This is a genomic window from Parabacteroides sp. AF19-14 (genome assembly GCF_003635485.1).
Lineage (GTDB): Bacteria > Bacteroidota > Bacteroidia > Bacteroidales > Tannerellaceae > Parabacteroides > Parabacteroides distasonis.
On sequence record NZ_QTMJ01000021.1, the window covers coordinates 80,461 to 92,916 of the forward strand.

Genomic DNA, 12,456 nt, shown 5'->3' on the forward strand with positions numbered 1-12,456 from the left:
ACTTATCCTATTATAGAGTTTAACTGATTGAAAAAAGAAATTATGTATTGATCATAACTATAACCCATCTTATTCGCTTTCAATGATATTTGTCTAAGACCTTCACAATCCTCCAGACCTTCCGCCAATTTCTCCGCAAGATCCGTTTTAGATGCCGGATCAAAGAGATCACCATTTTTCCGTGGCTCAATCAAACAAGCCGCTCCCGCAACAACAGAACATAACGTATAACAACCGGCTAATAGAGCCTCATTCACCACCGCTCCAAAACGCTCATAATAACTTGGCAACACAAATATCTGGCCGATATTATAACAAGCATATAGATCCTCTCCCTGCTTTTTCCCAGCGAAAATCACGTGGTTAGCCAATCCATTTCTCTCCGCATGTCGCTCTAAGGCCTCTCTCTGATCACCATCACCAACAAATAAAAGAATAGACTTAGGATATCTTTTTACCACCAAGGCGAAAGCATCCAGTAAAAAGAATAAATTCTTGATATCTATTAAACGACCGACAAACAACAAGACTTGCCTTCCTTCCAAATGATACGTATCCTTCAATATCCTAGAAACAGGCAACGCATTCTCCAATAGCAACCTAAAGTCTTGATCTTTTTGTATAATCGGAAAAAACAAAAATTTCTGTCGTGTCTGAAAACGCTCAACATACCAAGACAGCACATCATCGTTTGTCAAAATAATACCACTGTAAAGCTTAACCGCTATAAAACGCATACATCTTTTCACAAGAGTTGCGCTTTCTGCAATCTCTTTGCTATCATCACAGATCGTAAAAATAGACAATTTCCAGTTGAATAGAAATTTATAAACCAGCAATAATAAACCCAAGATATTATACTCACTACAAAACACCACATCCGGCTGTTCCTTCTTCAAGATCGAGAGAACCTGTGTCCTAAGATTCTTAATCCCGAATAATCCCGGAGCTAGAAAGCGAGGCACAAACTCCAATCGCCCTCTCAACTCGTCTTGAGCGAACGATTGCTCCAATACATCTCCAAATTCAAAATAGAATATAGCATCAAACTCCTTATTCAAGGAATTAAAAAAATCTACCCGATAAGGAGCTATCGCCGGATGAAAAACCACAAGTTTCTTTTTCATTTCAAAATGCGTTTTATCTTTTCGGAGTTCCAAACCTCCATATTCGTCTCCAGTTTCATTTTCCAATAAGCCCATCTTTTCCGATTTCCCAACAAAAGAAACTGAAAAATCCGGATATAGCTCTTCAGTTGCGTAATGGCAAAAATCAATCGACACCCAAAGATACCATAGACCTTTCTAAAATAAATATATTGTCCCTCATATAAGAAATAAAGACGGGACTGTTTTATATAAGAGGCACGCCCCTCCAAATGTGTGATTTGAGCCGAAGGTACGGAGTATATATCCCAACCCGATCGATGAATCCGGAGACACAATTCTGTCTCCTCATAATTCATGAAGAAATCCGCATCAAACCCCCCTATCGAAGACAACACCGACCTCCTCACCATCAAATCCGCACCAGTAACAGAAGCCACCTTTATCGGCTTCCCCTCATGATTGAAAAACAAAGAACGTCTAGACGAAAAACATAGTGAAGGTATATATAAGATTCCCAATAACTCCCATAAAAAAGACGGATATTTACGACTAAAAGAAGTGGTGGCGTTCCCCTCTTCATCATATAGGTTACCTCCACAAGCCCCGACATTCACATTAAGTTCCAGAAAACGGAATAATTCTCCTATCGCATTATTCCGTAAAAGAGTATCCGGATTTAAAAAGAATATATACTTTCCATCCGCCTTTTTTAAACCAAGATTATTCGCTCGTCCAAAACCAACATTCTTTTCAGACTGAATGGTTATCACGTCCGGATGTATTTCTTGTATCTTAGCCAATGACCCATCACCGGAGTTATTATCTACAATAATAATCTCATACAGGATTCCCTGTGTTTTTTCCTTCACCGAGTTGATACTATCTATCAGCAATCGGCTAGTTCTATAGTTTACATATATAATAGAAACATCCATATAGTAGCCACACTTAAGAAAACAAACGCCTCATTCTTGATAAACCCTTTGCCAATCGAGGAGAAAAATACCCTATATACAACATCACCGCAACCAATCGATTCTTGTCAAGCACAAACCGTTGAACGATTTTATCATTTAAATAAAAATCCCTTACATACCCCCGAATCCGATTAGTCTTATCTTCATTCAACAAGCTTGATCTTAAATAAAGGCAACAGGCACTTAAAGCACGATATAAAATCCTATGGTATATTTCTACCTTATAAGCATTTACGGCCATCATATCAAAAAGGCCAACTATATAATAATAATTTTGTTCCGCTAATTTCCTACTATTTCTCTCATGCATTATAGAGGACGAACGTTGAACATAATAATAATAATAAGAATAACCACAACAGCAATAGGCTGAAGAGATATTGTTACAAAGCTGCAACATAATAACTTGATCCTCTCCTAATGTTACATTCGTAAAAGAGGGACATTGTATGGCCGTATCGTACAATGTTTTTGATATCAATTTACCGCAAAGACTATCCCCCGTATTATCGATAATCAGTTTCTGGAATTCTTCTCTTTCTAAAACACCCTCCTCATGGAAAAAACTCGGGATTGGGGTGACAACTCCATTTTCTTCTTTATAAAAATTAGCCACAACTAAATCCACGGAATGCAGAACAGATTTATCCAACAAGCACTCTACGGCATCAGATGGTAAATAGTCATCTCCATCCAAAAAGAACAGGAAACGTCCAGAGGCTTTTTGAACACCAGAAATCCTAGCTCGATATAAGCCTTGGTTTTCCTTATCAATAAGAATCACACGAGGATCTTTCTCTTGAAAGGATTGAATAATTTGGAGAGATTGGTCTTTTGAACCATCATTCACTACCAAGATTTCAATGTTTCGATAAGTCTGAGCGATACAAGATTCTAAGCATCTAGGTAAATACTCCTCTACATTATAAACCGGTATAATAATCGACACTTTTTCCATAACCTCAATTCTAACAAAAAATCAAAAGATTAATCATACTGTAAATCTCCATGTGGTTTTATTTCCTCCATTTGTTTAAAAGTAAATTCACGCCTTCCAAGAATACGACAGAACGCAACCGCCATAAAGCGAACGCATAAAAAAGAATTGACAAACTAATTTTCAATAGTAACAATATATATAGATTCTCAATCTTAATCGTTAAGACATATACCACAAAGAAGACGAACAAAGTAACCACCAAATAAGGTAACACATCTTGCGCCAATTGTACCAAACGGACACGAATCAATCGATAAACCAAAAGATGCCACACAAATAACATAAATACATAAGTAAGCACATATGCAACAACCATACAAAGAATACCAAAAGATGCAGTAAGCCATAATATAGCCAATTGTAATATACCATGGAACACATTCGCATATAAAAACGTATCCGATTTCCCGTGCGAGACAAGAACTTGGGTATATAGCAATATAAGCGGTCCTATCGCCCCTTGAACGCACAATATTTGTAATATAGGTACACTCTCCAACCATTTATTGCCAATCGTGGCACAGATAAACTCCTCAGCTATAAAAGCCAATCCCATCATAGCTGGAAACGACACGAACGCAGCGAAACGAACCATCTTGCGGAATACATTCCGCTGACGTTCCAAATCATCATTCACTTGCACGAATACAGGTTGCGCCACCGAATTGATCATATTGTTCAACATCGAACCTCCCATAGTCATCCACTTATTTCCTTGCGAATAATAGCCTAACACATTAGCGTTATATAATTTACCCAACAAAACAGAAAACACATTATTATTGACCTGTTGGAAAATATTCGTAAGGAACAACTTTACACTAAACGGGAACATCTCTTTCAGAGGTTCGATCGAAAAATCAAGACTAGGACGCCAAGATACAACCATCCATTTCAACAAAGATACACTTGCCACATACACCGTACTTTGAATTGCCAATGCCCAATAAGCGAAACCATTGAATGCCAAAAGAACCCCGCATATACCCGACAAAAACAACGCAAAAACATCAATCTTCGCCTGTATCTTGACTTGTAATTGCTTAAATAAGATAACATGAGGAACAATCGCCATTCCAGAAAACAAAAAACTCGCAAATATTACCCGAGATAAATTAACCAGTTCTTGACGATCATAAAATGACGCAATCATCGGAGCTGAAAAAAAAAGAACAATATACAAACAGATGCTTACAACAAAGGAAAACCAAAACACCGCATTATAATCCTTATGAGTAGCATCCAATTTGTTAGTCAAGGCCACCGAGAAGCCGCTATTAATAATCGTACTAGCAATTCCACTAAATATCGCCAACATCCCAACCAATCCATAATCCTCAGCATTAAGTGTACGTGCCAGATAAATACCAAACAACATCCCCAACAACTGTTGCACACCATTGCTCACCCCTCCCCAGAAGAGCCCTTTCGCTGTCTTATCTTTTAATGATTGTTCTGCCATTTGATATTTACGGTAAAAGTACCACAAAGATAATCATTTACTTATTGTAGGCATCATAATCATAACCACAAATCACACGGGAACAATCTTTGTTATAAAATGGATTGATAACACTGCGTGTTGAATCATATTCCTCAACACGTATATCAGCCAGATCAATGATCGTATGTATCAAATCGTCTGTCATATAAGGTCTATCCACCGCACAAGCGATACAAGAATCTTTTTCCGGATACGAAGCTTTAAAGCGATCTGATTCCCATATAAGAAATGGCACCTCTACCATATAACGAGAAATATTATCCTCTGAACGTCCCGTATAATCCCGTTCATCATATACTTCATTGCCATGATCGGATAAATAAATCAAAATAGATTCCGTATCTTCCAACGTCTTCACGATTTCACTTAAAACATAATCATTATATAAGACTGTGTTATCATATTGAGCTGCCATTTCTTTAGAATCCTCTCCATACGGAATAGATTCATCATCTGCTTGAAAAATCTCAAAATGTTCCGGGTAGCGATTTCGGTAAAGAGGATGAGAGCCCATAAAATGAAGAACTATAAATTTTTTTTCACTCTTATCTTGCAACTTGTTTTTAAGCACAGCGATTAAATCTTCATCAAAATCCCCATATCTCTCATCTATAGAATTTCTCTTATTATTAAAATAACAATCATCACATTGACGACCAAGTGACGCCACGTAATTACCATAAACTCCGATCATCTCTTGATTGGAGATCCAGAAAGTCTTATAATCAGCAGCTTTCATCACATCAATTATATTCGCATGGTCATACCATTTCCCCGTTGATTCATTATTAAAAAAAGACATGATCTTCTGAATTGACGCAGAAGTATACAGACTCGGACAAATGACATCACTAAATCGATACAACTTATCTTGCCGATATAAAGAATCCAAAGAAGGAGTCGTTGGCAACGAATAACCATAAAGACTCATATGGTTACGTCCTAAAGATTCTCCTATAATCAAAACTATATTTCTAATATGTGAGTGATTCGATTGTATCTCCACGTCAACGGATCCCATCCGCTTAAAGACAAGTTCATATTGCTCTAGATCATGCAGTGTAATCACATAGCTATAGTACAAACGCTGAATAGGTAACATCGTTTTCATATGAGGGCTTATCACGCCCTTTCCCAGACCGGAATCCTTCACGAACCGGTAACCACCTGCGCACAGCCCCAAAAACAAGACAACAAGCAATACCCACCTCAAGGCTGCCGCCTTTAACCATCTACACGAAGATATCCTATCCTTCAACTTTCCTTTATAAAAAACGCAGACAATAAAGAGTGCCAGCCCCAATACGATCCATCTCACATTACCATATGTCTGAAGGAACTCTACAGCCTCTTGGCCATTGGTCTCTAATAATATTAAAACCATAGAGGGATTGATCACCGTATTAAAATTTATAAGCAAAAACAACTCAACCCCACACAATAGCAAAGAGATGAATAACGATATAGCCACTATACCGATCTTCCACCAACGATTCTCAAATAGATCTTTAACAAAGGCGATCAAATACGCGACCAAGAAAACATTTACAAAGCCATGTAACAGTTTCGTAAGAATAGAGATTCCTATTTCATGTATAATATTATTGGCAGCACCCGTTAACAAATTTAAGACTAACAAAAGAAAGATAAAACCAATGTTTGTTACCCATACACGATATAGCTTATCTACAATTTTCCACATATCTCAATTAAAGTTGATATTTACGGTAAAAGTGCCACAAAGATAAACATTTACTCTTGGGTAACGGGCAAAACCCGGAAGCTTTTCATACTTTATGTATAAAATAACAAATAGTACGTATGGAAATATGAATTAGTATCAATAGAAAACACCAATTAGTATCAATAGAAATCCGGATTTCTATTGATACTAATTAAAAAGTCTCGCACCTACTAGATATAATAAACTAATAATCAGAAATATACAAAACAGACCCATTCTAATATAGCTTATTGTACATTTTTACATTTTACTAGTCTTGCGAACTAAAGGAAGCGAAACAGGTACTCGTAGACTAATAGGCACATACACGGACATTGACAGACATAAACCGACACAGACCGATTTGCCTCATACGGCTTGCGATACCTTTGTCATGTTTTCGAAAACAAGGTAATTCATTTAATCATCTTTTAAAATTTAGAAATTATGGCAGTAAAGTACAGATTGATCGAGAGAAAGAACTTGGGTAACGACAAGACAGAAACACCCAAGAAACAGTATGCGCAAGTGATCTATGGAGATCTTGTAGAGTTCGAGACTTTCCTCGAGGAAGTGGCAGATGGAAGTGGAGTAGGCTCCGCACAAGTCAAAGCGGTACTCGACCGTATCAATATCGTGTTGAAACGAAATCTCGCGCAAGGGCGCAGGGTGAATGTAGGCGAGTTGGGCAATTTCCGTTTTGGGGTAGGCTCTACGGGAGCCCCTACCACCGAGGAATTTACCACCAGTTTGATCAAAGAACCTAAAGTTGTCTTTAGCCCCGGAAAGGCCTTGAGAATAGCTAAGAAACTCGCTAATTTCGAGAAAAAGGAACTCTCCGAACCGCAAAACGGAGGTAGCCAAGACAGCGAAAGCCCTGACGAGATCTAAAATCTCAATCTCTATTCGCGGTGGATTTATGCTTTCAATACGTAAATCCACCGTATTGTTTCCAATATAAAACAAAAAGCAAGCGGATGCGTTCCTACATCTTAAACGTATGATGATTATCACCCGAGACGAGAAACGAACCATCCAAGTCCAAGAGAGAACGATCGAGGTAGTCCCTATCTGGGAATGGATTCTCAAGCCTTCCCCGCATAAATCCTCCGTATAATATCCACCACCTTCATACCTTCCAAGACGTTGGTCGTTATGATCTCGCCGGGGGCGCCGGAAAGGACATTGACTACGTTACGGATCACGAAGTTGTGGTTTTGGGCGGAGCCTTTGTAAGGGCCATAATCATTGCCGGGGTTGGTAGGGGCCAATTCCGGCATTTCATACCCCTTGATATGGCAATATTCTACCTCATTCATATATTGACCGCCGATTTTCACGCTGCCATTCTCAGCCACGATCAGCATGCTGCTTTCCAGATTCTTGTCCCATACCGCCGTAGAGTAGCTCAAACTACCCATTCCACCGTTCACGAAATTAAAATTCACGAAACCGGAATCCTCAAAGGCGGTCAGTTTCTCGTGGTTGAAGTCGGCGAAACGGGTCTGGATATTACAGATATCCCCGAATAACCAGTACATAATGTCGATGAAATGGGAGAATTGGGTGAATAAGGTACCACCATCCAAGGCAGCGTCGCCATGCCATCCTCCGGGTTTATAGTAGCGTTCGTCACGGTTCCAGTAGCAATTCAGCTGCACCATATAAATCTGGCCTAATTTTCCGGACTCAACCATCTCCTTGATCCAGACCGAAGGCGGGGAATATCGGTTTTGCATCACGCAAAATACCTGCTTACGGAACCTCAGCGAGGTATAAACCACTTTCTCGGCATCCGCCAAGGTCAAGGCCATAGGCTTTTCTATGACCACATGATGTCCGCTTTCTATCGCTTGGATCGCCATCTCGGCATGTAAACCGTTGGGTGTACAAATATTCACCACATCTATATCCAATCCCAAACGGAATAGTTCATCTATATTCCGGGCGAAAGGGACCGCATAAGCCTCGATCCCCAGCTCCTCTTTCGGACGGATATCACACAAAGCGACCAACTCTGCCCCTTCATCCCGGGTAATCATCTCGGCATGACGCTTACCTATATGACCACAGCCGATCACGGCGAAACGTATCTTCTTATTCATAAAACACTCTTTATAGATTCTATAATATAAGCCTGCTCCTCTTCTGTCATCTCCGTATGAATCGGCAAGGATAATACGGATCGGCTCAAGCGAGAAGCGACATTCAAATCCCCGGAAATCCGGCATCGACCCCTCATCACCTCCTGCTCCTGCAAAGGCAATGGATAATAAATCATAGAAGGAATACCTCGTTCTTTTAACGCTGCTTGTACTTGATCCCTCTTTTCTACAGCTAGCTGTACCGTATATTGATGATAGACATGTGATGAAAAGACTGATTTTAGCGGTTTGCGTACAGTTTTCAATCCGGAAAAGGCAGCATCGTATCTAGCAGCCACTTTACAACGAGCGGCGGCAAATTCATCCAAATACCGAAGCTTAACATCTAAGACAGCGGCCTGCAAGGTATCCAAACGGGAGTTGCAGCCCACCAAAGAATGATGATATTTCATCTTTTGCCCATGATTGGCGATCATTCGCAGGCGTTCGGCCAATCGCACGTCGGAAGTAAACATCGCCCCACCATCTCCATAACAAGCCAACGGTTTCGAGGGGAAGAAAGAGGTCGTACCTATAGAGGCGATCGTACCGGCTTTCTTTACCGTTCCATCCGAGAAGGTATAATTAGCACCGATGGATTGGGCATTATCCTCGATCACATATAAATTATGGCGGCCAGCGATACTCAAGATCGATTCCATATCACAACACTGGCCAAAAAGATGAACCGCGATAATAGCTCTCGTCTTTTCAGACAGGGCATCTTCTATCTTTTCCGGGTCTATATTGAATGTACCGGGATCTACATCCACTAATACCGGCACTAGGCCAAGAGCCAAAGCGACCTCAGCCGCGGCGATATACGTAAAAGCAGGAACGATCACCTCATCGCCCGGATGTAAGTCGAATGCCATCAAGGAGATTTGCAAAGCATCCGTACCGTTGCCGCACGGGATCGCATAAGGAATACCTAAATAATCTGATAAATGGTTACAAAATCCCTTCACCTGAGGGCCATTGATAAAGGCGCAAGCATTTATCACCGTTTGCATGGCAGGATCGATCTCACTACGCAAACGTTCATACTGCTTCCGCAGATCTACCATCTGTATCTGTTTCTCAAGCATCTTATCCATTCAAAAAATAGGGCTATCCCGTCGTTAAAACGGAATAGCCCCCTCATTATTGCGTTTATCTTATTATTTCACCTCGCTACCCGGTTTCACCTCTTTCTCCGGGGTGATAACGGCCAGCTTTCCATCGAAATTCTCGGCGGAGAGAATCATACCCTCGGAAACAATACCTTTCAGCTTACGGGGAGCTAAGTTAGCGATGAAGCAAACTTGCTTGCCTACCAATTCCTCGGGTTTATAATGCTGGGCGATGCCCGATACGATCGTGCGTTTCTCCAGGCCATCGTCTATACGGAACTGAAGCAGCTTATCCGCTTTCGGAACCTTCACACATTCCAGAACCGTACCCACACGGATATCCAGTTTCATGAAATCATCGAACTCAATATTCTCACGGATCGGTTTCGCCTTATAATTCGCTTCCTCATTCGCTTTCTTCGTATCCAATAATTTCTGCACTTGGGCCTCGATCACGCTATCCTCTATCTTCTCGAACAACAACTCTGCCTTGCCCAATTGATGACCGGCCTCCAATAGATCCGTAGCACCTAGGCGATTCCATCCCAACGGCTCTACATTCAGCATCTTGTTCAGTTTCTCCATGCTAAACGGCAAGAACGGCTCAAAAGCGATCGCCAGATTAGCCGTAATCTGCAAAGCGATGTTCATGATCGTAGCGACACGAGGCATATCCGTCTTCGCCAACTTCCAAGGCTCCATATCAGCGAGATACTTATTTCCGATACGGGCTAGGTTCATCGCCTCTTTCTGAGCGTCACGGAAGTGGTAGGTATCCAACAGGCGTTCCACGTTCTCTTTCACATCCGCGAAATCCTTCAAGGTCTGACGATCATAATCCGTCAACTCGCCAGCCGCCGGCACCTTACCCTCGAAATACTTATCCGTAAGGACTAACGCACGATTCACGAAGTTCCCTAAGATAGCGACCAACTCGTTATTATTACGAGCCTGAAAATCTTTCCATGTGAAATCATTATCCTTTGTCTCTGGCGCATTGGCCGTCAAGACATAGCGCAACACGTCTTGCTTGCCCGGCATATCCACCAGATACTCGTTCAACCAAACCGCCCAGTTGCGGGAAGTAGAGATCTTGTCGCCCTCCAAGTTCAAGAACTCATTAGCAGGGACATTCTCCGGCAAGTTATAAGAACCTTCCGCTTTTAGCATGGAAGGGAACACGATACAATGGAATACGATATTATCTTTACCGATGAAATGGACCATTTTAGTCTCTGGATCCTTCCACCAAGTCTCCCAACTATCCGGCAGCAACTCCTTCGTATTAGAGATATAACCGATCGGAGCGTCGAACCATACATACAGCACCTTTCCTTCCGCCCCTTCTACGGGAACAGGGATACCCCAATCCAAATCACGACTCACCGCACGGGGTTGCAGTCCCATATCCAGCCAGCTCTTACACTGCCCATATACGTTCGGTTTCCATTCCTTATGATCCTCCAAGATCCATTTACGCAAGAACGGCTCCCACTTGTCCAAAGGCAGATACCAATGCTTCGTCTCACGCATCACCGGCTTGCTGCCACTGATAGCGGATTTCGGATCGATCAAATCCGTCGGGCTAAGGGAAGTACCGCAAGCCTCACACTGGTCACCATATGCCTTCTCGTTTCCACAATGCGGACAAGTACCCGTGATATAACGGTCGGCCAAGAATTGCTTCGCCTCCTCATCGTAGTATTGCTCGCTTGTTTTCTCGATGAATTCGCCTTTATCATACAATGTACGGAAAAAATCCGAGGCCATCTGATGATGCGTAGCGGAAGTAGTACGTGAATAGATATCAAACGTGATACCGAACTCCTCGAACGATTTCTTGATAATACCGTGGTAACGATCCACCACATCCTGCGGCGTGATCCCCTCTTTCTTCGCTCTCAACGTGATGGGTACCCCATGCTCGTCCGAACCACCAATCATCAACACTTCCTCCCCCTTCAACCGAAGGTAACGGGCATAAATATCAGCAGGCACATATACCCCAGCCAAATGGCCGATATGCACCGGTCCGTTCGCATACGGCAACGCCGTAGTAATCAGCGTTCTCTTAAAATGTTTTTCCATACCTTGTGTTCTCTTTTTGAGGGGCAAAGGTACGGAATAATTTGGTTAGATAAAAAAGATTGGAATATCATTCAAGGATATAGTTCGTCAACTCCTGTTTCATTCGCCGAACGGTTGATAAAAGAGGGGATAACTCTACTTTTATTATATTAAATATTTCTTCCTCATCGATACGATGATATTCATGGGCAATAATATCACGTAGCCCCATAATCTGCCCCCAAGGTATGTCAGGATAGTTTATCAAATAACGATGAGAGGTTTTATTATCAATCGTTTTAACACTCTCTCCAATAAAAATCAGTTGCATACAAATGCCGCTCAAAAGGAAGGTACCTTCTTGATCTAATAGAAAATCATCAGGCCTTTTAATTTGAGAAGCCTTATTTTGGATCAAAAGTACCGCATCTTCTATCCGGCCTAATAAAGTCTGAATGCGAGAAAGCTCAAACATACAATAGATCTTTTGATATATTACGTAAAAAATCTGTACCAATAAGCTGTTCGCGAAGACGGATGATATCAACTTTACAGCCTAGCAAAGCCTCTAGCTCCTGCTTCATACGACAACGTAAGAGAATATCCGCCTTTCCCTCGTAAGCGATATCGATATCACTGGAATCAGTTTGCTCATTACGAACCACCGATCCAAACAAAGCCATTCGAACTACTCCATAAGCTTTAGCCTTGCTCAAAAAATAACTCCGTAATAATTCTATATATTCCTCTTTCGATCGCATAAGTATATTGGATTTAGGGACAAACTTACATAAAAAACTCGATTTTTATGCAAGTCAAA

11 protein-coding genes are annotated in these 12,456 nt (G+C 41.3%); 1 reads left to right on the plus strand and 10 read right to left on the minus strand.

Annotated features, from left to right (window positions below; genetic code table 11):
* Positions 1-2: 2 nt before the first annotated feature.
* Genes DWX33_RS17845 through DWX33_RS17865 form a run of 5 tightly spaced genes read right to left on the minus strand, consistent with a single transcriptional unit; the run spans position 3 to position 6,292 of the window.
* Positions 3-1,127, minus strand: a complete 1,125-nt coding sequence (locus DWX33_RS17845; protein ID WP_122380784.1) for a glycosyltransferase — start codon at positions 1,125-1,127, stop codon at positions 3-5.
* Positions 1,124-2,044, minus strand: coding sequence for a glycosyltransferase family 2 protein (locus DWX33_RS17850; protein WP_122380785.1), 921 nt, complete (start codon positions 2,042-2,044; stop codon positions 1,124-1,126). The genes DWX33_RS17845 and DWX33_RS17850 overlap by 4 nt, the downstream gene beginning before the upstream one ends.
* A 13-nt stretch (positions 2,045-2,057) precedes the next feature.
* The gene (locus tag DWX33_RS17855) at positions 2,058-3,044 is read right to left on the minus strand and encodes a glycosyltransferase family 2 protein (protein WP_122380786.1); all 987 of its coding nucleotides are present in this window, start codon (positions 3,042-3,044) and stop codon (positions 2,058-2,060) included.
* 58 nt (positions 3,045-3,102) lie between these two features.
* On the minus strand, positions 3,103-4,548 hold the full coding sequence (locus DWX33_RS17860; RefSeq protein ID WP_122380787.1) for a lipopolysaccharide biosynthesis protein: 1,446 nt from the start codon (positions 4,546-4,548) through the stop codon (positions 3,103-3,105).
* A gap of 37 nt (positions 4,549-4,585) precedes the next feature.
* On the minus strand, positions 4,586-6,292 hold the full coding sequence (locus tag DWX33_RS17865; protein ID WP_122380788.1) for a phosphoethanolamine transferase: 1,707 nt from the start codon (positions 6,290-6,292) through the stop codon (positions 4,586-4,588).
* Between the two features lie 468 nt (positions 6,293-6,760).
* Between DWX33_RS17865 and DWX33_RS17870 the strand changes: the two genes are divergently transcribed.
* Positions 6,761-7,204: an HU family DNA-binding protein gene (locus DWX33_RS17870; RefSeq protein WP_122380789.1), complete on the plus strand. Its 444-nt coding sequence runs from the start codon at positions 6,761-6,763 to the stop codon at positions 7,202-7,204.
* Between the two features lie 194 nt (positions 7,205-7,398).
* Here DWX33_RS17870 and DWX33_RS17875 read toward each other — a convergent pair whose 3' ends face one another.
* The 5 genes from DWX33_RS17875 to DWX33_RS17895 all read right to left on the minus strand — a co-directional run bounded on the left by DWX33_RS17875 (position 7,399) and on the right by DWX33_RS17895 (position 12,397).
* Positions 7,399-8,418 (minus strand): Gfo/Idh/MocA family protein, encoded by a 1,020-nt coding sequence (locus DWX33_RS17875; protein ID WP_048928492.1) that lies wholly within the window; start codon positions 8,416-8,418, stop codon positions 7,399-7,401.
* On the minus strand, positions 8,415-9,545 hold the full coding sequence (locus DWX33_RS17880; protein ID WP_048928508.1) for a DegT/DnrJ/EryC1/StrS aminotransferase family protein: 1,131 nt from the start codon (positions 9,543-9,545) through the stop codon (positions 8,415-8,417). Before DWX33_RS17880 ends, DWX33_RS17875 begins: the two co-directional genes overlap by 4 nt.
* Positions 9,546-9,617: 72 nt before the next feature.
* On the minus strand, positions 9,618-11,657 hold the full coding sequence (gene metG, locus DWX33_RS17885; RefSeq protein ID WP_005860759.1) for a methionine--tRNA ligase: 2,040 nt from the start codon (positions 11,655-11,657) through the stop codon (positions 9,618-9,620).
* A 67-nt stretch (positions 11,658-11,724) separates the two neighbouring features.
* On the minus strand, positions 11,725-12,111 hold the full coding sequence (locus DWX33_RS17890; RefSeq protein WP_121962185.1) for a DUF86 domain-containing protein: 387 nt from the start codon (positions 12,109-12,111) through the stop codon (positions 11,725-11,727).
* A complete protein-coding gene (locus DWX33_RS17895) occupies positions 12,104-12,397 on the minus strand; it encodes a nucleotidyltransferase family protein (RefSeq protein WP_121962186.1) in 294 nt (97 codons plus the stop codon). The genes DWX33_RS17890 and DWX33_RS17895 overlap by 8 nt, the downstream gene beginning before the upstream one ends.
* Between the last annotated feature and the right edge of the window lie 59 nt (positions 12,398-12,456).

Bases quoted from the DNA above. Each gene is read 5' to 3' on its own strand.
- DWX33_RS17845 (WP_122380784.1), bottom strand. From the start codon at position 1,127: ATGAAAAAGAAACTTGTGGTTTTTCATCCGGCGATAGCTCCTTATCGG.
- DWX33_RS17850 (WP_122380785.1), bottom strand. From the start codon at position 2,044: ATGGATGTTTCTATTATATATGTAAACTATAGAACTAGCCGATTGCTG.
- DWX33_RS17855 (WP_122380786.1), bottom strand. From the start codon at position 3,044: ATGGAAAAAGTGTCGATTATTATACCGGTTTATAATGTAGAGGAGTAT.
- DWX33_RS17860 (WP_122380787.1), bottom strand. From the start codon at position 4,548: ATGGCAGAACAATCATTAAAAGATAAGACAGCGAAAGGGCTCTTCTGG.
- DWX33_RS17865 (WP_122380788.1), bottom strand. From the start codon at position 6,292: ATGTGGAAAATTGTAGATAAGCTATATCGTGTATGGGTAACAAACATT.
- DWX33_RS17870 (WP_122380789.1), top strand. From the start codon at position 6,761: ATGGCAGTAAAGTACAGATTGATCGAGAGAAAGAACTTGGGTAACGAC.
- DWX33_RS17875 (WP_048928492.1), bottom strand. From the start codon at position 8,418: ATGAATAAGAAGATACGTTTCGCCGTGATCGGCTGTGGTCATATAGGT.
- DWX33_RS17880 (WP_048928508.1), bottom strand. From the start codon at position 9,545: ATGCTTGAGAAACAGATACAGATGGTAGATCTGCGGAAGCAGTATGAA.
- metG (WP_005860759.1), bottom strand. From the start codon at position 11,657: ATGGAAAAACATTTTAAGAGAACGCTGATTACTACGGCGTTGCCGTAT.
- DWX33_RS17890 (WP_121962185.1), bottom strand. From the start codon at position 12,111: ATGTTTGAGCTTTCTCGCATTCAGACTTTATTAGGCCGGATAGAAGAT.
- DWX33_RS17895 (WP_121962186.1), bottom strand. From the start codon at position 12,397: ATGCGATCGAAAGAGGAATATATAGAATTATTACGGAGTTATTTTTTG.